The following is a 20,599-nucleotide window of genomic DNA, read 5'->3' as shown; positions in this document are numbered from 1 at the left end:
CTCCATTTCCTGAAATGCGACCTTAAACCAGACGGCTTTGACGCAGGGCTGCACCGACAAAGGATGCAAAGAGCGGATGTGGTTCAAACGGACGTGATTTCAGTTCCGGGTGGTACTGAACGCCGATAAACCAAGGATGGTCCTCAATCTCCACCGTTTCAGGGAGAACGCCGTCCGGCGATGTCCCGGCAAAGATCAGACCGCAGTTTTCAAGGCGATCCCGGTAATCGATGTTCACTTCATAGCGGTGACGGTGACGCTCGGAAATCGACGTGGAGCCATAGACCTCGGCAATTTTCGAGCCCGGCTTCAAGGCCGCAGGATAGGCACCAAGACGCATCGTGCCGCCGAGATCGCCATCCTCAACGCGCATTTCCTTGGCGTTGCCTTTGGTCCATTCCGTCATCAGACCAACAACAGGTTCGGTGGTTGGGCCGAACTCGGTGGAGCTTGCCTCCTTGATACCGGCAAGATTTCGGGCCGCTTCAACGACCGCCATCTGCATGCCGAAGCAAATCCCGAAATACGGAATGTCCCGGGTCCGCGCATAATGTGCAGCTGCTATTTTGCCTTCCGCGCCACGCTCGCCAAAACCGCCGGGAACCAGAATACCGTGGACGCCCTCCAGGTATGGGCTCGGATCTTCCTTCTCAAAGGTCTCCGATTCGATCCACTCCAGATTGACCTTCACCCGGTTGGCAATGCCGCCATGGACCAGGGCCTCGATCATGGATTTATAGGCGTCCTTCAGAACGGTGTATTTGCCGACGATGGCGATTTTGACCTCGCCCTCAGGATTGGCAACGGCCTCGGAAATACCCTTCCAACGGTCGAGCACCGGCGCCGGGGCCCCTTTGATGCCAAATGCCGCAAGGACTTCGTCGTCGAGGCCTTCCTTGTGATAGGCAATCGGCACGTCATAAATGGATTTGACGTCATAAGCCGGAATGACCGCAGTCTCACGGACATTACAGAACAGGGACAGCTTGCGGCGCTCGTTTTCCGGAATTGGACGGTCACAACGGACCATGAGAATGTCCGGCTGAATACCGATTGAGCGCAACTCTTTTACAGAGTGCTGTGTCGGCTTGGTCTTCATCTCGCCAGCTGCCGGAATGTACGGCATCAGGGTCAGGTGAACATAGACCGCATCGCCCCGCGGCAGATCATTGCCGAGCTGACGGATTGCTTCAAAGAACGGCAAGCCTTCGATGTCGCCGACCGTACCGCCGATTTCCACGAGCACGAAGTCGTAGTCTTCGTTTCCACTGAGGACGAAATTCTTGATCGCATCGGTGACATGCGGAATCACCTGCACCGTCCCGCCGAGATAATCACCACGCCGTTCCTTGGCGATGATGTCCTGATAGATGCGTCCGGTTGTGATGTTGTCCTGCTGGTTGGCAGGACGTCCGGTGAACCGCTCATAGTGGCCGAGATCAAGGTCCGTCTCGGCCCCGTCGTCGGTGACATAGCATTCGCCATGCTGATACGGGCTCATCGTGCCCGGATCCACGTTCAAATACGGATCGAGCTTACGAAGCCGAACCTTGTAGCCCCGGGACTGGAGCAGAGAGCCCAGTGCAGCCGAAGCAAGACCTTTTCCTAGCGAGGAGACCACGCCGCCGGTGATGAAAATGTATCGCGCCATGGAGCAATACCATATCCTTTCGAAAGGCCATTTGACCATTCGGGAGTTACGTTCTTAACACATAAAAATGCCCTGCGATTTAAGCCGCAGGGCATATGTTAGGCGAATAGGCCGGGTTCCGGCGCCGCTCTGTTACTGAGCAGCTGGAACCTGTGGCCCGGAGGGTTGGCTCTGTTGTCTGAGCGAATCGAGAATTCCGCCGCCACCAGCACCGGTGTCGGTATCAGCACCTGGCGCAGCAGGCGCACCGCTGGTTGCAGCTGGTGCAGCATCAAGGATTGATGCCGGGCTGTCTTCGTTAGTTGCGATCAGGCTGAGCGTCAGCGACGTTGCGAAGAACGCAACAGCAAGAATGGCCGTCGCCCGTGTTAACACGTTGGCTGTTCCGCGGCTGGACATCAATCCGCCGCCTCCACCGCCGCCGCCCATGCCAAGCGCACCGCCTTCAGAACGCTGCAGGAGGACAACAAGCACCAGGGCCAGAACGACCATAAGGTGGATCACGATGACTACGGTTTCCATCGGCTTCCGTTCAGTTCAAAATACAAGATTGGCGGCCTTCTACACCACAAGCAGGCCGCTTACCACCCATGAATTGATGCTTCTTGTTCAAAGCGTCAAGGTTCGGTGACTTATTGATAGGCAGCAAGGATACCGAGGAAATCATCGGCCTTGAGGCTGGCACCACCTACAAGCGCCCCATCAACGTTGTCCACAGCCATCAGCTCTGCGGCATTTCCCGGTTTCACCGACCCACCATAAAGCAGACGCATGGCGCTTCCCTCGGCGCCAAACCGCTTGGCAAGATCGACCCGCATGGCTTCATGCATTTCTGCAACATCATCGGCAGTCGGCGTCAAACCGGTTCCGATTGCCCACACAGGCTCGTATGCAATGACTGTGTTTTGCGCAGTCGCGCCATCCGGCACAGAGCCCGCCAACTGGCGCTCAACGACTGCAACTGCGTCGCCGGCTTTCCGTTCCGCCTCGGTTTCTCCTACGCAAATGATGGCAACAAGACCAGCTGACCAGGCCGCTTGAGCCTTTGCATTGACATCTGCATCCGTCTCTCCGTGATCGGTGCGACGCTCAGAGTGTCCGACGATAACGGCCTTTGCACCTGCATCGGCGATCATTCCGGCAGATAGGTCCCCGGTATGCGCACCAGATGCCGCCGCATGACAGTCTTGTGCACCAATCGCCATAACGTTGCCGGTCACTTTTTCGGAAAACGATGCGATCAAGGTTGCCGGAGGACAAATCATCACATCCACGCGATCAGCCAAATCTTCCGAAATTCCAGCCAGCATCTTATGAAGCTCTGCCTGGCCGGCCTTCAGACCGTTCATTTTCCAGTTTCCGGCCACCATCGGCTTGATCGGTGTGCTCATTCATCTCTCCTGCAGATCCGCATTTTGCGCCTATAGACCAGATGCAAAGCCGCCATGCAATGGGTCAGCGAAATGTCATGAAGATGTTTGTTCTTGCCGCCTTGCTCGTTTATGAAGGCCTCATTATGATCCGCCCGCTCCGCTAACGAGCCGGACCACGGCGCCCGACAGGCGCCCGCATGAGACGAAAGAAACGGGAGACGTCATGCTTGACTCATTGCGCAAGGGCGCAGGTACCTGGATTGCAAAACTGTTCATCGCCCTGCTGATCTTCAGCTTCGCGATCTGGGGTGTGACAGATTTCCTCCAGGGCTACGGCCAAAACACGGTCGCCAAGGTCGGCGAAAAGGAAGTCTCCCTTTTGGAATTTGACCGTATGTACCGCCAGGACCTGAACCGGCTTGGGCAACAATTCGGACGTCCATTGACGCCGCAGGAAGGTGCATCGCTCGGTATTCCGCAGCAAGCGCTGGCCCGCCTGATTGGCCAGGCGGCAATGAGCAATGCCGCGCAGGAGCTGAAAGTTGGAATCTCCGACGATCGCCTGGGCGCTATTATCCAGTCGGATCCGGCGTTCCAGGGTGCTTCCGGGCGGTATGACCGCAGCCGCCTTCAACAGGTACTGAACGCCAATGACTACCGGGAAGATGAATATGTGATCCTGCGCCGTCAGGAAGCAGAGCGCAGCCAGGTGATCGAAGGCCTCATCGGTGGCATGAGCGCGCCGCAAGCCTATCTTGCAGCTTTCGACGCCTTCCAGAATGAGACACGCTCCGTGGAGTATATTGCCATTGCGGCGGAGCAAATTGGCGACATAGAAGACCCGGCAGAAGATGCCCTTGTCACCTACTATGATGGCAAGAAGGCTGATTTCCGGGCTCCCGAATACCGCGAAATCAAGTATGTCGAACTCGTCCCGTCGGCCCTTGCGCGTCCTGAAGACATCACGGACGCGGATGCCCGGTCAGAATATGATCGCCGGATTTCCGACTTCGCTGAACCAGAGCGCCGCCGTGTGCGCCAGTTGTCGTTCAACTCCGATGAAGATGCGCAAGATGCATCTGAGGCCCTGACAGCCGGCAAAAAATTCGCGGACCTGATGGCAGACCGGAATCTCACCAACAATGATGTCACGCTCGGCGTCATGTCCCGTGCGGACTTCCTTGACGATGCGATCGGGGACGCAGCCTTCGGGCTTTCCGCGGGCGAAACCAGCGATGTCGTTGATGGGCGTTTCTCCAACGTCATCGTAAATGTTGAAGAAATCATTCCGGCAAACACGACCCCCTTCGCAGATGTGCGGGACGAGATTGTTGAGGAGCTCGCTCTAGAGCAAGCGGAACGTGAAATTCTCGATCTCCTTGATGAAATCGAAGACGCCCGCGCGGGCGGCGCCCTACTTGACGAGATCGGTGAGCGCTTCTCCTTGGCAGTCAAAAGCACCGGCTCTTTCGACCGCGAAGGCAAGACCACAATTGAGACCGACGCCATTCTGCCGGATGCAGAAGGCTTGATCGCGGGTGCGTTCGACAGCGACATCGGCATTGAAAACGACGTCCTTCAAATCGGCAATCGCGGATACCTCTGGTACGACGTGACCAGCGTCACTCCAGAACGGGATCGTGACCTCGAAGAAGTTCGGGATCAAGTTATTGCTGCCTGGAAATCGGATCAGCTGAACGAACGACTCAGCCAAAAGGCAACAGATCTTTTGGCGAAAGCCGAGAGCGGCACCAGCTTGGGCGACCTTGCCGCTGCTGAAGGCGTAACAGTTCAAACCGCAGAAGGTGTGACACGCAGTGTTCCGACCGGCGATCTTGGCCGCGATGCGCTGACCGCGATCTTCGAAGGGCCTGCTGGCTCTGTTGCGACAGCCGAAACGGCCGACGGCAACGGCCGGGTTGTTCTGAAAGTCACCGGTTCTGAGATCCCAGAGTTTAACCCTGAGACGTCCGAGGTCACAGCGCTGGAAGGACAGCTCTCCCAACAGGTTCAAAATTCTTTGCTGGATCTGTTTGTTGCAGAACAGGAAACCCGGGCAGGTGTTGACATCAACAGCGCTGCTGTAGCCCAGGTCATGGGCTTGAATCCGGATGGAACGGCTCACAGCGGCAGCGGAATGTGAAATGCAGAGCTTTAAGGACTACATTGCCAAGGTCGCGGATGGGCATTCCCTGTCCTTTGAAGAGGCCCGGAGCGCGTTCGACATTATCCTGAGCGGTTCGGCGACGCCGTCGCAGCTTGGAGGCTTCCTGATGGCCTTGCGGGTGCGCGGTGAAACCGTTGCTGAAGTGACCGGCGCCGTTGCGACAATGCGCGAGAAGATGCTGCCCGTCGATGCACCGGCAGATGCGATCGATATTGTTGGCACCGGTGGTGACAATTCCGGCAGCTACAACATCTCGACCTGCACGGCGCTGGTTGTTGCCGGTTGCGGGGTTCCGGTCGCGAAACATGGCAACCGCTCGCTGTCATCCAAGTCGGGCGCGTCAGAAGCACTGGTCGAGCTCGGTGTGGATATTGATGTCACCCCTGAGGTTATCTCGGACTGTATTTCCAAGGCAGGCATCGGCTTCATGTTTGCCCCGCTTCATCACGCCGCCATGAAAAATGTTGGCCCGACGCGGATGGAACTGGGTACGCGGACGATTTTCAATCTTTTAGGACCCCTGTCCTGCCCGGCTGGCGTGAAACGCCAGATGACCGGCGTCTTCGACCGCAAATGGGTCGAGCCAGTCGCCCAGGCCTTGAAGGAACTTGGAACAGAAAAAGCCTGGATCGTTCATGGATCCGACGGCATGGATGAGATCACCACCACCGGTCCGACATTCGTCAGCGAATTGTCCGGCGGGGAGATCCGCTCGTTCGAAATCACGCCTGCGGACGCCGGTTTGCCAGAGGCAAAACTTGCGGATCTGAAAGGCGGTACGCCAGCGCAAAACGCGAAGGCCCTGCGCGAAGTCCTCGCTGGTGCAAAAAACGCATATCGGGATGTCGTGCTCTTCAACGCAGCTGCATCTTTGATCGTTGCGGACAAGGTCACCGACCTTAAGGAAGGCGTTGCAATGGCCGCCCAGTCTATTGATTCAGGCTCTGCTGCAAGCACATTGAACGAACTCGTCGCAGTCTCGAACGGATAAGACATGGCCGACATACTTCAAAAAATCGAAGCCTATAAGCGCGATGAGATCGCAGCTGCCAAGGCAGCAGTCTCTCTCGACGATCTGAAGGCACGTATTCAGGATGTGAGTGCACCGCGTGGTTTTCAAAAATCCATTGAAGCCAAACATGCTGCTGCCGACTACGCTCTGATTGCCGAGATCAAAAAGGCGAGCCCTTCCAAGGGGCTTATTCGCGAGGATTTCGATCCGCCGCTGCTTGCAAAAGCATATGAAGCCGGCGGCGCTGCATGCCTGTCTGTTCTGACCGACACGCCTTCATTCCAGGGCAAGCCAGAGTTTTTGACCGCGGCACGTGATGCCGTCAGCCTCCCTGCCCTGCGCAAGGATTTTCTCTACGACACCTATCAGGTCTACGAAGCGAGAGCCTGGGGCGGGGACTGTATCCTGATCATTCTCGCTGCGATCGAAGACGACACGGCGAAGGCGCTCGAAGACACGGCGTTTGAGCTCGGCATGGACGTCCTTCTGGAAGTTCACAACGCGGAAGAACTGGAACGCGCGCTCAAGCTGTCGTCTCCTTTGATGGGCATCAACAATCGAAACCTGAAGACATTCGAGACCAAACTGGAAACCAGCGAAGAACTGGCACCGATGATCCCTGATGACCGGATCATCGTCGGCGAATCTGGACTGTTCACGCCAGCTGATCTTGCGCGGATGAACAAGGCAGGCATTTCCACCTTCCTCATCGGGGAAAGCCTGATGCGCCAGCAGGACGTCGCCTCAGCCACGAAGTCTCTTCTTGCCAAAGAAACACTGTCAAAGGCAGGCTGACACGTGGCTGAACCGACCCTCACACATTTGGATGCGGCCGGTGCGGCCAACATGGTCGATGTGTCCGAAAAGGAAACAACACACCGGATCGCCGTTGCGCGCGGACACATCACCATGCGCGCTGAAACCCTGGAACTCATCCGTTCCGGGAACGCCAAAAAAGGCGATGTGATTGGAACTGCCCGGATTGCGGGCATCTTGGCTGCCAAAAAAACCCACGAGCTTATCCCGCTCTGTCACCCGCTGATGCTGTCGAAGGTAAACGTCGACATTGAGCCGGATGACAGTCTCCCGGGCCTTGTTGTTACGGCGACCACAAAAGTGAGCGGCCAAACCGGGGTGGAAATGGAAGCGCTGACAGCGTGTTCGCTGACTTGCCTTACCATCTATGACATGGCCAAGGCTGTCGATCGCGGAATGGTCATCGGAGATATTCGGCTTGTTGAGAAGGCTGGCGGAAAATCCGGGCACTGGACATTGGAAAAGGACGGCAGCGAGGGCGGCACCTGATGAGCCTGATGCCTGTTTCGGAGGCCCTTGATAAGCTCTTGCAAGGCGTTGCTCCTCTGGAGGCGGAGGCTGTACCGCTGGAGGCTACCAATGGCCGGTTTCTCGCACGGCCCCTCGCCTCAACGCGAACACAGCCGCCATTTGCGGCATCCGCGATGGATGGCTATGCGATCCGGCACTCCGATTTGACATCCGAGCTAACAGAACTCGACGTCATCGGCGAAGCTCCGGCAGGTCATGGATATTTCGGACAGGTTGGTCCGGGACAAGCGGTTCGGATCTTCACTGGCGCCCCGGTTCCCGAAGGTGCCGACACCATCTTGATCCAGGAAAACGCCGAACGTTGCGATGATCGGATCAAGGTTCTGGAAAACCCCGCAAAGGGCGCGTTCGTTCGCGCGGCCGGTCTGGATTTTTCAGAAGGCGACATCCTCCTGAATCCACCGTTGAAACTCGACTATCGACATTTGGCTCTTGCCGCTGCGATGAACCATGCGGTCTTACCCGTCGTGAAGCGGCCCAAGGTTGCCATCCTCGCGACAGGCGACGAACTTGTTCGGCCAGGCGGCAAACCTGGCCCTGACCAAATCATTGCGTCCAATCATGCCGGCATTGCAGCAATGGTGTTGGACTGCGGCGGGGACCCGCTCGACCTTGGCATTTCACCCGATGAACCAAAGGCACTTGCGGCTTGCGTTAAGCGGGCCATAACCGAAGAGGCCGACATTCTTGTAACCCTTGGCGGCGCGTCCGTCGGCGATCACGATCTTGTACAGGATGTTCTTGGCAATGAGGGGATGGACCTGTCGTTCTGGCGGATCGCTATGCGCCCCGGAAAGCCTCTGATGGCGGGCCGCCTTGGGAAAACAAAGGTTCTCGGGCTTCCTGGAAACCCAGTCTCCAGTCTCGTGTGCGGTCTTTTGTTCCTAAAGCCGCTCATCGCAAAAATGCTAGGCGCTCCGAATGGTTCGGCAACTCTAAAAGAAGCAATCTTGGCCGAGGCAATCGGGGAAAACGACCGGCGGCAGGACTATGTGCGTGCAATGCTCCGTGAAGACACTGATGGCCGACTGATTGCAGCTCCGTTCCCGAAGCAGGACAGCTCAATGCTGGCCCTCCTGGCAAAATCGGGCGGATTGATCGTACGCCCGCCGTTTGCACCGGCTGAGCCCGCAGGCGCGGCTGTTCCCGTATTGGTTCTCTGACGGATCAGTATAAACGAGCGGAAGCAGCGTCGGTTTCGCTAACAAAATCAACCAAAAGCGACGCCAGGCTCCACGGCTTTGTTGATAAAGTCCGTCAGGTCCCCCGCGCTTAGGGGCTTGGAGTAGAGATAGCCCTGCAGGTAACTGCAGTTGAGATCTTGCATGATTTTCCGTTGCGCAACGGTCTCAACACCCTCAGCGGTCACGCTCAGATCAAGCGCCTTTGCAACAGCCAGAAGCGACTTCACAACAGCAAGCGCATCGGGATCTTGATCCATGTGCATGATAAAGCTGCGGTCAATCTTAATGCCATCGACAGGAAGCTTACGCAGGTAGCTCAGGGACGAGTACCCGGTTCCAAAGTCATCGATCACAACAGTTGCCCCGCGTTTGCGAAGCCACGTCAAAAGATCAAGGGTGACCTGGTCATTGCTGAGGAACAAACCTTCCGTGACCTCAAACACCAGCCGGTTCAAAGACAGCTCGGCGTTGGTCGCAGCGTCCTCGATATCTTTGTAGATCCGGCTGGCGTGCACTTGACGGGGTGACAGGTTTACATTCAACCGAACCTGATCAGAAATACCCTGAAAGTTGCTGAACTCAGAGAAAGACGTCCGGAACATCCAGGCACCGATCTCGGTAATCAACCCACTGGTTTCCGCCGCTTCAATCATGCTTGCGGTGTTCAGGAAGGCACCACCTGGTGTGCGGAACCGCATCAGGGCCTCAAAGGAGGCGATGCTCTCATCCTTGGCAGACATGATCGGCTGGTAGTGAGCGGAAAACTCCGTCTGCTCCTGACCACCTGTCAGCAAGGACGCAAGACGAAGCCGTTCAAATGCCGCTTCCTGCATCAAAGGATTGAACACAGCGTAGCTGCTGTTGGCATTCTGCCGCACGTCGTTGAGCGCAATAGAAGCCTGACGTGCAATGTCCTCAGCTGCATTGGACGGATCAGACGACATCGCGAAACCAAGACGTGGACGCAGTGTCAGTTGTGTGTCGTCCAAACGGATGGGTTCCTGAAACGCCTCTTCTACGCGGGCAACGACATCCTGTACATCGTCATCGCTGTTGCCCTTCAGGAGGATCAAAAACTCATCCCGTTCCTTGCGTGCAATCGACAAGGCGTCCGGGAAGGTCCGCGACAAACGGTGGCCGGTTTTTCTCAGGACACCAGAGGCCTTTTCGTCACCGATGCCGTCAACAATGACCCGGAACCGCTGGATATCTGCGTGCACGACCAGCAATTTGGAAGCTGTGAGCGTGTTCCTGTAAAAAGCTTCCAAAAATCCGGAAAAGGTCGACAGACCCGTCATCCGGTCCACATAAGCGAGATTTCGGATGTGCTCCAACAACCCGGTTTTCTCATAACCAAGGGCAGCATTCGACACAAAGAGCTGTACCACTTCGGAACCGACAAGTTCTTCAAGTTCCTCGTAGGTGGTTCCGAGATAAAGAGCGCCGGACATACCGTTGCGGGTGACCAAAGGCAGTGCAACGCCGTCTGCGTTCGCGCACATTTCTTGTGTCTCGATACATTGAGCAACTGCCTGGCGAATATCGCTGCTGCTGATCACATCGAGCGGCAAATCAACCTTGTCTTCATGGATGCCTCGGGCGGACAGTACCCGAACACCAACCTTATCCGAACCTGCGTACTCAGGCAGGGTCTCGTAACCGCACAAGAGACAATCGATCGGTTTACCGATCAAAGCGGTAAACTGCTCAAGCACGGCAGATGCAAACTCACTGAGCGCGTTCTGCTGGACGATTTCCGCAAAGTGCGCGTTCAATTCCTTCAGCTTCTTGCGGTTGGTTTCAATTGACATCACCAGCTTGTAACCGCGCAATGCTGTTACGATCGCGGTGATCAGCTTTGTGCGCGACAACTCTGCTTTTTCTGCATATCCGTCGATATCGAATTTCATGATGACATCGGCCTGAGGGGCATAGCCGGGCTGACCGGTCCTCAGAATCAGCCTTGTGAAGCGATTCCCAAGATCCTTGCGGATCCAGCTAACCAGACCGAGACCGGCGGTGTCGCTTTCCATCACAACGTCGACGAGCGCCACCGGGATGTCATCGTTTTCTTGAAGGATTTGCTTGGCTTCATGCGCAGACAAAGCGTGCAACAACTGGAACGGACGGTTCTCGAACCGGCATCCCGAGACTGCGATACGTGTGACCTCATGCACGTCCGGATCGTCGTCGACGATCAGAACCTTCCAGGGCTTTTCAAGCTCCTCGCCGGTCTTAGGCTCAGAAGGCGCCAGAAAATCCATCACCATGTCAATGCACCTTCGTCGTTGTTGTTATGTGTGCCTTTTTCTTCTGCGGTTCCGTCACCGGGATCTCAACAGTAAACTCAGTACCATGTCCAACCTTTGATGACACGGAGATTGTGCCATTCAATGCTTCGGTTGCAAGCTGATAACAAATGGCCATGCCGAGCCCGGATCCCCCTTTACCGAATTTCGTTGTAAAAAACGGTTCAAAGACTTTCTTCAAATTCTTGTCGGGTATCCCAACGCCATCGTCGCGGCACTTAAACACGATCGTGCGACCAGCAGCGCCAGCTCCCTTGCTTCGATTTTCAATGCTTGACGACAGCCGGATGGTCCCGTGCTCTCTACCCTCATATGCGTGCTTCACCGCATTCTCGACAAAGTTAGAGACGAGTTGGCTGACAGCCCCTGGATAGCTGTCTATGACCTGATCACCATCAAGATCGAGCTCGAGCTTGAAAGGAGTCTTCTGAAGTGTTGGCTGCAAGGTCGCGATTGTCTCACGGATAATGTGATCAAAATTGAAGGCCCGCTTCTTTTCACTTTGCCGGTCAACGGCAACTTGCCGGAAGTTCCCGACCAGCTCGCGGGCACGCGCCAAGGTCTTCTCGATGATGCTTGCGGTTTCAGATATCCGAGCGACCTCATTTTCCAGCGCTTCTTTGCTCAAAGTTTGGCGCTCGAGTTCGTCATCCAGAAGTGTCGCCGAATCCTTGATGGTTGTGGCTGCCATCAAGGCATTGCCCAACGGAGTGTTGAGTTCATGTGACACACCGGCAACGAGAGACCCGAGTGCAGCCAGATTGTCAGCCTGAATAAGCTCTTCTTGAACCAATTTCAGCTGCTCCGTGCGGTGTGTTACCAGCTCTTCAAGATTGGTTTGGTACTCTTGGATTTTCTGCAGATCCAAGTGGCGCCGCTGCACCATCGACTGAAGGCTGGATGCAAGAATACCGATTTCATCCGCCCGACCCGGCATCAAGGCCTCGGTGGGCGGGTCTTCGATCAAACGCGGCGTTGAGAGATATGCAACGATCTCGGACAGAGGCAACCCGATCAGCCTGTGAAAAATACTCCGGATCACAAACGCCAACACGAGCAAATAGGCGATAATCGCCGTCACGATGAGCCCGACAGTCGAAATGATTTCGTATGATATCGAATTTCGGTCGATCATAATAAAGACCTGACCGATCATATCCTTGTGCAGGATCGTGCTTGGTGAATTCAGCGTATAACTGAGGGCCGACTGACGACGATCATCTGCGGGAGGATCTCCAAAATTGCCTGTATCCGGGGTCTCGACCCAAACCTTTTCGACAACTTCAAGGCTCTCAAGACCACGGATCAACTGCAATGTTGCGTCCGCATTGACTGTCCAAATTGCGCGCTCAAAAGGTCGCTTTGTCGCCTGGAAGAAAGCTTCCGTTACCCGAATGGCGCGAGCGTGTGATGCGTCCCATGTAATCTTTGTCAGAATACCGATGAAAATGATGCCGAGGACTGCAAACAATCCAAGTGTATAAACAATAAAGGTTCGCGACAGGCTGTTCCGGCCCATCTCTGATGCCGCAAACGGCAAAGACGTACTGGCACTCGAACTCAAATCACTGCCCCCTTGACCGGAGCTTCAAAAGCCGAATTACCAACCAACACCAAGGCACCGATCAGCCCTTGACCACTGCGCGGACTGTCACCTTTAGGAAATCGATACCCACTCGACAAACAATTGCTCCAGATCATTCTAACTCCAACAACGTCAGACCGACCATTGGAAAAAGATTTAACAAGTCTCAAAGCCCAACTCGTTTGAAGAGATTGGTCTAGTTTTCTAAATTTTTCTTAAAAGACAATTGTAACTAACGCCTATATCCGCAAATAAGACGAGTTTTTTCACGCGCTTTTTGCGTGGCGATCAGCATTCCCGTTAAAACAGCTATTCAGGAGCGCCAACAGACGAGCTATCCGCCTAGGCTAAAAGCTTAACTTTGCTCATTAAAACAAGTTTGCAGAAACGCAAAAGATTAAGCTGCATTCAAAAGAAACAAGGCGTATCGGCAAAAGCCCGAAAATGATGGGCTACAGCTCAAAAAAGCGGATTCAATACAGTTGTTTTAGCAGGTATTATTGCGAATGCCGGAGTCATGAAAGACTCCGGCTGCATACAAAGGTCCTGAAGGCCCGGGGGATAGGCCAGGACATTCTGACTAAGTCAGCACTCTACCCAACATTCTCGACCGCAAGAACCAATTCCCGCTTGTTAACCGTTGCCCGAACCGGCTGACGAGCAGATTTCGGCAAAGGTGTTTCGCTGACAAGACGTTTCGGAGACGCTGTATCCTTCAACATGTAACCGATATAACGGGTGGATTCGATGGCATCAAAACCAAGCTGGCGTTTCAGTTTTTTGCGCAGCTTGGAGATATGGCTCTCGACCACACACTCATCCACGCCTTCGTTCATGACACCATAAACCGCATTAAAGATCTGCGTTTTGGTGACCCTGCGGCCTTTGTTTTTGACAAGATACTCAAGGATGCGGCGCTCACGGCGTGGCAATTCCATGACCTGCCCGCCAACAGTCGGGTCACGACCATCAAAAAATACCTCAATTGCACCAGCCTCCGAGGACGTGTCACGTGCCATGGCGCGACGGCGGAACACACCGAACCGGGCGATGATTTCGCGAACATGAACTGGTTTTTTCAACACCTCGTCGAATCCGGCTGAGAAAAGATCAAGGGTCCCTTGCAAGCTTGCCGTGTCTTCAAGGGCAACGATTTGCGCTTCCGGGCAACGACTTCTGATCTGCGTTATAAAACCAGCCCTCTCAGTGCATTCGCCGATCAAGATTGCATCAACAGAAGCCAGATCTTGTGAGCACCCTGTTTCCAGCCAATCAGGCAATTCACTCGGCAACAATTCGAGGGAAGCATACCCCTCTCTCTCAAAGGAAGCGGCATAGCCGCTCGTGACGATCTCTCTGTCGTCAACGATGATAAACATGATTTAGCCCCCAAATTTTTTCGATGTAGTATGGGTAAAATTACCACATCGCGACGTCAACAATTCTTCCATCGCAAGAGTTGTATTTGGAGGTTTTTGGTAACGCCATAACTTATTGACAGATGCAAAACTAAATAAAACGGCAGAGATATTGATATAAAAATAATAAGTAATTTTATTAAAATGCGTTTCTACAAATTATTGCAGATGAATTAATCGAAGATATATATAAAAAACGCCGCTAAATAAAGCGACGCCTCGTAACTTTTACATGATTTCATCGAAAATGGTTTACGCGTCCGCAGCCAAGGCTTGAGCCAACTCGGCAAAAGGATCTCCCGGCACCGGTTGCTTGGCACCCTGCCGCATCGCTTCGTAGATCTTGGGGACGAGGCGGCACGCTTTCTCCAAATGCTCATCACCAGTGATTTGAAACCCACCCATCATCCGAAGATCTTTTGTATCTTCATAATGAGAAATTAGCCCTTTGATCCGGTGGATCAATTCTTGCTGATCTTCTGTCCATGCCCGAGACGCAAGACGCGATGTTGATTTCAGAATCTCCACCGGCGGATATCTTCCTGCTTCCGCGGTTTTTCGATCCAGAACAATATGGCCGTCAAGCAAACCCCGGATGGCGTCGGACACAGGATCATTGTGGTCGTCCCCGTCTACAAGGACTGAAAAAATGCCAGTTATTGACCCTTCGCCGGTCGCACCTGGTCCAGCGCGTTCAATCAGCCGGGCAAGATCTGCAAAAACACTTGGCGGATACCCGCGGGCGACAGGAGGCTCACCAGCGGCAAGGGCGACATCGCGGGCTGCATGAGCAAAACGTGTCGCAGAATCCAAAATCAGCAGCACTTTATGCCCTTGAGCCCTGAAGTATTCGGCAACACTCATGGCTGTTTTCGGAGCGAGGCGACGCTGCATTGCGCTTTCATCACCGGTGGAGGCAACAACGACGGAATTGGCAATCGTTTCACCAAGAATGTCGTCAATAAACTCCCGGACTTCACGGCCGCGCTCACCGACAAGACCGACCACGACGGTGTCGAACTCTCCAAACCCGGCGAGCATCCCGAGCAACGTGGATTTCCCTACGCCTGAACCAGCGAAGACACCGATCCTCTGCCCGACACATAACGGCGTAAAGAGATCAATGACACGAACACCTGTCCGCACGCCTTCCGTGATCTTTTCTCGGTTCATTGCCGGAGGTGGCGCCCTGTCTAGAAGAAAAGCCTCGACGCCGTGACGCAATTGCCCCTGCCCGTCGATCGGCTCTCCAAGGGCATTGATGATGCGCCCGCGCCAGCTAAGGTCCGGATGAATTGCCAAACCTCCCATCAGCGAGGCAACGCTGCCAATTCCAACGTCCGATACCCGTTCAAGAGGTTTGACAACAACATCCTTTTGTTCAAGCCGGATAATCTCGCCCTGACGAACACCGGACCGGCCTTCAAATTGAATCAGATCACCCAAACAAACCACGCGTGACAATCCGGACACCCGGATCGCTTCAGCGGAGACCTGCGTAACCTGACCGCTCAGTTTGACGCGGCCAATTTCTGTATCTAGAGCAGCCAAGGAGGCCGTGATTTGATCCAGGCTGTTAAGATGCTGAGAGCTTGGCATGACGCTCCTGTAGGGCTTTCAAGACATCCAGGGAAAGGTGGTTGGATTCGTGCTCTGCGAGCCTGCCCAAATCGTCGCTACTTGGTACAACCGTCTTGGTATCGGACTGATCGGCTCCCGGTGCGTCACCTGTTGATATCCTGCCAGGCTCGGGTACGCGTTCTGTGGAATCGTTATTGCTCGGCTTTGGCGCAGGAACTGCGTCCTCTGATAACTCACCGAATTGCAGCAGATTAAACGGCGTTCCAGGTGTTCGCTCACCGGCACTTGCAACTGTTTCTCCGAGGATTGGGGACGACGCGGATATCATCGGTGCGCCTTCGCTATCAAACCCATCCCCATTAGGTGTTTCGGGTGCGGTGATTGTCCGCGGTGTCTCAACCGACGCAACTTCAGGATCCAAGGTGTCCTGTGCAGTGCTGCTTGTTCCAGGTGTTGTCATCGCATCATAGGCCATCATGAGACCGATGCCGACCGGACCACCCAATGCGGCTCCATAAAGTGTGCGGCCGGCGTGACGCGCGTCTTTGGATATCTGATCGTTCGTCACAGCACGGTAAACGTTAGAAACACCTGGGATGTGCTGCAGCGGATTGATCACATCAACAAAATCAGAAAACCCGAAACCCGCCTTTGCCGGTGCTTTGGCGTCCGTTGCTTTTTGTGATGCCTCGACAGTCTTCAGTAACACATGCCGTGGGGATGGATCTTCAGAAGGAGAGCTAATGCCAACCACCGCACTCATGATGTTTTGCCCAATTCGCGAATGGCCGTCTTTTGGCTTTCACTGCCCATGTCGATCATTTTGGTGGCGCTTTCGAACGCGCGGGAGATCATGATCATCTTGGTCATCTCGCGGACGGGGTTAATATTCGCCCCTTCCACATAGCCCTGCCGGATCCCATGCTGGTCGAATACCTGCACCGGAATGACTGCCCGGTCCGGCACAACTGCAGAATTCTCCCTTCGGGTTAGTTTGGCATCATTCGGGATCAGAAAGAGACCAATCTGGCCGACGATGTCTTCATCGCCTTGAATGACGTCACCGTTTTGCGTGATGAGCGGCGTTCCTCCGTCCGGATTAAGCTGGATCGGTTGCCCGCCGGCACCAACGATCACCTGCCCGGTCACAGTCCTCAAGGTTCCGTCATCAGCGATGTTGAGCCGGCCATCTCGTGTATAGGAGAGTCCGCCATTTGCATCACGAATGGCGAACCAGGCCTCTCCTTCAATCGCAAGATCCAGAGGATTGTCCGTTTTGTTCAGGCTGCCGTTCTGACGAGAGATGTAGTTCTCGCCACCACTTGAAAAGCTGACTTTATCGGGGCCTGCTTTTGATACCATTTCAGCGAAATTGATCTCATCAGCGCGGTAGCCCGCAGTGTTCATATTCGCAACGTTCCGGGAGACTGTTTCCAGCCGGTTGGAAAGAGCGACTTGGGCGGACAACGCGACATATAGAGCTGACTGCATGGCTCAGCTGCCTCCAAGTTTAAAATTCTGGATGCTGGACAAAAGCCCTTCCCCGAAAGGCACAACTCCAGGACCGGCACCAAAAACCGCCAGTGTCGGCGATGAAACCGCCTGGGGACCATTCTTGACGTCATAGAGTGCCGAAAAACGATCGAGGAATTCGGCCAGATGTTCTGGATCGCTACTCAGTTTCTCGTAGTCTAGATGCTTGTCGAAATAGGCCGCCTGCTTGTCGATGTCCGTCATTGCAAAAGAATCTGGCAGCCCCAATGCGGTGTAGACTGTTTCTGCGAGCGCACGGTCGGCAAGAATGTTGTAGGCATTTTGGATCGTGGATGCTTGCCTCTCGAAATAGAGAGCCAGACGGACCCCGTTGTTCTGTTCGCCTTGCCGGATTTCAAGTGTTTGCCGGTGAAACTTGTCGACGATGCCCTCTTGGGTTCGTCTGAAGGCGGTCGTCGCCTCACCGTGGCTTGCGAAGTTAAATGTTTCAGCAAACTTCTGGTATCTCTGGTCCGTCAGCTGATTGGCAAATGAATCGCTTTTCGAAATGCCCTCTTCCAGAACCTTCCGCATGAACGCTTTTGCGTAGATCATGTCTTCCAGTCCCATGGCCGTCATAGCGTAGCGGTAGATCCTGTCATTCGATAGGAACTCATCAATCGACTTTATGTCGCTGATGTTCTCGCGATAGTACTCGGTCTGGCGTTCCACCATTGGATCTGATGCGACGGTTTGGATTGAGCGGTCCATATTGTTCCGAACCAGCTGTACCTGCGTAATCGTATTGATCATGTCCGCGCCCTTTAAGCGGTAAGTGTCTTGAAAACACTTTCGCGCCCCGAGCTTACGCCAAGCTGACTGGATGGCACCGGTGCAAACGGCCGTTCGGTCAGCTTCGGACAAGTCTCGTCCCCTAGCTTTTCACCAGCACAGTAAAACCTCACCCGATAGGAGCTGTTTGGTGACTATTATTATCGGCCTGATAATCGGCGCGGCATCCCTGATTGGCGGTTTCGCCGCCATGGGCGGAAAGGTCCTCGTTCTTTGGCAACCTTGGGAACTGGTGATCATTCTCGGCGTTGCAATTGGCGCTTTCATCGTTGCAAATCCCATGAAAGTCATACTCGGGACAACCGTTGCCGTTTCCGACGCATTGCGCAATGCGGTCCCGTCCAAACGTGATTACCTGGATGTGCTGGCACTTCTTTATGGCCTGATGCGCGAGTTGCGCGCGAAGGGCCGCAATGCCGTCGAACCGCATATCGAAGACCCAAGCACATCACCGATTTTCCAGAAGTATCCGTCGGTCCTGCGCGATGCCAACATGACAACGTTCATCTGTGACTATTTCCGCCTGATCATTGTCGGCAATGCACGAGCTCATGAAATCGAAGCTCTGGTCGATGAGGAAATCCAGACCATCCACCGCGATCAGATGAAGCCGTATCATGCAATGAGCAGCGTGGCCGATGCTCTGCCGGCGATCGGGATCATTGCTGCGGTCCTTGGTGTGATCAAGGCAATGGGCGCAATCGACCAGTCGCCGCAGTTGCTCGGCAGCCTGATCGGAGCCGCCCTTGTGGGAACGTTCATCGGGATCCTGTTCTCCTACTCCTTGTTTGGCCCCTTGGCAGCAAAGATCAAATCGGTCCGGGAAACGCGGCTGCGCAACTACATCGTGGTCAAGCAAACCCTGCTGGCCTTCATGAATGGTGCTGACCCGCAAATCGCGCTGGAGCATGGCCGTAAGACCATCTCCGGATATGACCGGCCAACCATCGACGAAGTCGAGAACGAAACCATGAGAGCCGGCGGCGCAGAAACCAGCACGGCCGATCTCCAGGGAGCCGCATAAACCATGCTCGATGCAGGAACAGACACGCAATCTGCCTCCAACTCAGAACGGGCGATGATCACGGACCGCCTGCTGGACGCCGCGGGTATCTCCGTAGACCGCCTGCCGATGCTGCCAGTGGTTTTCGACCGCATGGCACGGGTGATGGCAGATGTGATGCGCCAAAAATCACCGTCACCTTCCTACATCTCGGTCAGTTATGTGGAGAACAACCGGATTGGCGATGTTTTGGATGAGTTTGAATCCAATGCGCTTGTCGCCGTTCTCTACTCTCCGGAATGGGATGCCCGCGTGCTGGTCGGCTTCGACCGGGATTTCATCTTCACTCTGGTGGATGTGCTGTTTGGCGCCGACGGAACCGAGCCTCCAATTGATGAGGAACGGCCCTTTTCAAACATCGAAACGCGCATTGCCCGGACGATTTTTGAAGTTGCTGCAAAGTCTCTTGCAGAGTCTTTTGCGCCGATCGCAGAGACGACTTTGAAAATTGAGCGGATCGAAAGCCGCATGGACTTTGCGGTCGTCGGCCGACGGAATAATCCGGCGGTCGTTGGACGCCTGCTCCAGCAGGCCATCGGCCGCGGTGGTGAAGTCTTCGTCGTACTGCCGCATGCGACACTCAATCCGCTGCGTCAGGCCCTGTCCCAGGTCTTGTCTGGCGAAATGTCCGGTCGCGACAAACAATGGACGCAGCACTTCCACAACGAAATCCAGCGGACGGAAGTCAAGCTGGAAGCGATCCTGGAAGAACGCGAGATGCACCTTGGCGAGTTGTCGAACCTGAAGGTCGGCCAAGTGATTGAGCTTCAGGCAACTGCGCGCTCGCCCGTGACGCTCGCCTGCAACGACCAACCGATATTCACCTGCCAGCTTGGACAGCTGGACGGATCCTACACCCTGCAGATTGAAGAACTCATCCACGAGGAAGAAAAGGATCTTTTCGATGATCTCCGCAATCGTTGACGGCGTGCTGCTTCTGGCATTGGTCGTAACCACCATCCGAATGGTGCAAATGCAAAAGGATCTGCGCCGTTTGGGGTCCTATCACGAAGATTACCAGCGCATTTTCGACCAGACTGCGCTCGCGCTAGACGGGATTGAAGTCTCCATTCAGGAGATCAACGTCAAAGGCGCTCAGATCCTCAATGCGCTGGGCAATCGCATGGATGATGCCCGGGAGCTGATTGCTGAGATCGACGCCCTCACCCGCGAGGCAAAACGTCAGCAGTCGGTTCTGAAAGCAGAACTCAAGGAACTCTCGAGCTCTCATGCTCTCATGCAGAAGGCAAACCGCTTTACGCCTGTCCGTGAAGACCTTGATCTGTTCAATGATGAAACTGCGGCGCAGCCAACCCCTGTTTCGGCCGTGGCAAGCTCCCCACAAGATGGACCGGTTATTCACCGTGGAACCAGCGGTCCCAAGGCTCCGACCCGTGTGCACAAAATCGATAACACGCTCGGAAGCCCCTTCCGCTCAGTCTCTATGAACCAAAAGGATACGTTCTAATGTCCGACACGATCGTTGAAAACGTTGATGTAGAAACCGGTGCAACCATCAAAACGGCCGATGCGGCGAATTTCGCCAGGGTTGAAGCACCAGATAAGAAAAATGCCGGCGAGACC

Annotated in this window: 18 protein-coding genes; 8 read left to right on the top strand and 10 right to left on the bottom strand. The window is 54.8% G+C overall.

Features of this window, described 5'->3' with window-relative positions:
* Positions 1–22: 22 nt before the first annotated feature.
* The 3 genes from RBB44_RS16290 to tpiA all read right to left on the bottom strand — a co-directional run bounded on the left by RBB44_RS16290 (position 23) and on the right by tpiA (position 3,042).
* Positions 23–1,651, bottom strand: coding sequence for a CTP synthase (locus tag RBB44_RS16290; protein ID WP_209175481.1), 1,629 nt, complete (start codon positions 1,649–1,651; stop codon positions 23–25).
* 132 nt (positions 1,652–1,783) lie between these two features.
* The gene (secG, locus tag RBB44_RS16285; RefSeq protein ID WP_306148714.1) at positions 1,784–2,173 is read right to left on the bottom strand and encodes a preprotein translocase subunit SecG; all 390 of its coding nucleotides are present in this window, start codon (positions 2,171–2,173) and stop codon (positions 1,784–1,786) included.
* A gap of 110 nt (positions 2,174–2,283) precedes the next feature.
* A complete protein-coding gene (gene tpiA / locus RBB44_RS16280; RefSeq protein WP_306148713.1) occupies positions 2,284–3,042 on the bottom strand; it encodes a triose-phosphate isomerase in 759 nt (252 codons plus the stop codon).
* 205 nt (positions 3,043–3,247) lie between these two features.
* Here tpiA and RBB44_RS16275 point away from each other — a divergent pair, with 205 nt between their 5' ends.
* From RBB44_RS16275 to glp, 5 genes are read left to right on the top strand one after another with little or no spacing between them, the layout of a single operon-like run.
* Positions 3,248–5,167: a SurA N-terminal domain-containing protein gene (locus RBB44_RS16275; protein WP_306148712.1), complete on the top strand. Its 1,920-nt coding sequence runs from the start codon at positions 3,248–3,250 to the stop codon at positions 5,165–5,167.
* Position 5,168: 1 nt separating this feature from the next.
* Positions 5,169–6,182 carry an anthranilate phosphoribosyltransferase gene (gene trpD / locus RBB44_RS16270; protein ID WP_306148711.1) on the top strand — a complete coding sequence of 338 codons (1,014 nt, stop codon included), beginning with the start codon at positions 5,169–5,171 and terminating at the stop codon, positions 6,180–6,182.
* Positions 6,183–6,185: 3 nt separating this feature from the next.
* Positions 6,186–6,998, top strand: coding sequence for an indole-3-glycerol phosphate synthase TrpC (gene trpC / locus RBB44_RS16265; RefSeq protein WP_306148710.1), 813 nt, complete (start codon positions 6,186–6,188; stop codon positions 6,996–6,998).
* A 3-nt stretch (positions 6,999–7,001) separates the two neighbouring features.
* A complete protein-coding gene (moaC, locus tag RBB44_RS16260; protein WP_008196247.1) occupies positions 7,002–7,508 on the top strand; it encodes a cyclic pyranopterin monophosphate synthase MoaC in 507 nt (168 codons plus the stop codon).
* Positions 7,508–8,713 (top strand): gephyrin-like molybdotransferase Glp, encoded by a 1,206-nt coding sequence (glp, locus tag RBB44_RS16255; protein ID WP_306148709.1) that lies wholly within the window; start codon positions 7,508–7,510, stop codon positions 8,711–8,713. Before moaC ends, glp begins: the two co-directional genes overlap by 1 nt.
* 47 nt (positions 8,714–8,760) lie before the next feature.
* On the opposite strand, the gene RBB44_RS16250 is transcribed toward glp, so the two are convergent.
* From RBB44_RS16250 to RBB44_RS16220, 7 genes are all read right to left on the bottom strand, one after another.
* On the bottom strand, positions 8,761–11,004 hold the full coding sequence (locus tag RBB44_RS16250) for an EAL domain-containing protein (protein ID WP_306148708.1): 2,244 nt from the start codon (positions 11,002–11,004) through the stop codon (positions 8,761–8,763).
* A gap of 1 nt (position 11,005) precedes the next feature.
* A complete protein-coding gene (locus tag RBB44_RS16245) occupies positions 11,006–12,607 on the bottom strand; it encodes a HAMP domain-containing sensor histidine kinase (protein ID WP_209175460.1) in 1,602 nt (533 codons plus the stop codon).
* A gap of 614 nt (positions 12,608–13,221) precedes the next feature.
* Entirely contained in the window at positions 13,222–14,007 is a 786-nt protein-coding gene (locus RBB44_RS16240) for a response regulator transcription factor (RefSeq protein WP_306148707.1), read from the bottom strand.
* Positions 14,008–14,298: 291 nt separating this feature from the next.
* Entirely contained in the window at positions 14,299–15,645 is a 1,347-nt protein-coding gene (locus tag RBB44_RS16235) for a FliI/YscN family ATPase (RefSeq protein WP_306148706.1), read from the bottom strand.
* Complete coding sequence (locus tag RBB44_RS16230) at positions 15,623–16,390, bottom strand: hypothetical protein (RefSeq protein WP_306148705.1); 768 nt, start codon at positions 16,388–16,390, stop codon at positions 15,623–15,625. The genes RBB44_RS16235 and RBB44_RS16230 overlap by 23 nt, the downstream gene beginning before the upstream one ends.
* Positions 16,387–17,118: a flagellar basal-body rod protein FlgF gene (gene flgF / locus RBB44_RS16225; RefSeq protein ID WP_306148704.1), complete on the bottom strand. Its 732-nt coding sequence runs from the start codon at positions 17,116–17,118 to the stop codon at positions 16,387–16,389. Before flgF ends, RBB44_RS16230 begins: the two co-directional genes overlap by 4 nt.
* 3 nt (positions 17,119–17,121) lie before the next feature.
* Positions 17,122–17,913, bottom strand: a complete 792-nt coding sequence (locus RBB44_RS16220) for a DUF1217 domain-containing protein (protein ID WP_306148703.1) — start codon at positions 17,911–17,913, stop codon at positions 17,122–17,124.
* A gap of 169 nt (positions 17,914–18,082) precedes the next feature.
* Here RBB44_RS16220 and motA point away from each other — a divergent pair, with 169 nt between their 5' ends.
* From motA to RBB44_RS16205, 3 genes are read left to right on the top strand one after another with little or no spacing between them, the layout of a single operon-like run.
* Complete coding sequence (gene motA / locus RBB44_RS16215; protein WP_133947256.1) at positions 18,083–18,976, top strand: flagellar motor stator protein MotA; 894 nt, start codon at positions 18,083–18,085, stop codon at positions 18,974–18,976.
* A gap of 3 nt (positions 18,977–18,979) precedes the next feature.
* Positions 18,980–19,939 carry a flagellar motor switch protein FliM gene (locus RBB44_RS16210; RefSeq protein ID WP_306148702.1) on the top strand — a complete coding sequence of 320 codons (960 nt, stop codon included), beginning with the start codon at positions 18,980–18,982 and terminating at the stop codon, positions 19,937–19,939.
* Positions 19,920–20,483, top strand: a complete 564-nt coding sequence (locus RBB44_RS16205; protein WP_306148701.1) for a hypothetical protein — start codon at positions 19,920–19,922, stop codon at positions 20,481–20,483. Before RBB44_RS16210 ends, RBB44_RS16205 begins: the two co-directional genes overlap by 20 nt.
* The last annotated feature ends 116 nt before the right edge of the window (positions 20,484–20,599 follow it).

The sequence above is a fragment of the Roseibium sp. MMSF_3247 genome (genome assembly GCF_030733765.1).
Taxonomy (GTDB): Bacteria; Pseudomonadota; Alphaproteobacteria; order Rhizobiales; family Stappiaceae; genus Roseibium.
This window is presented reverse-complemented; position numbering and strand designations above follow the sequence as displayed.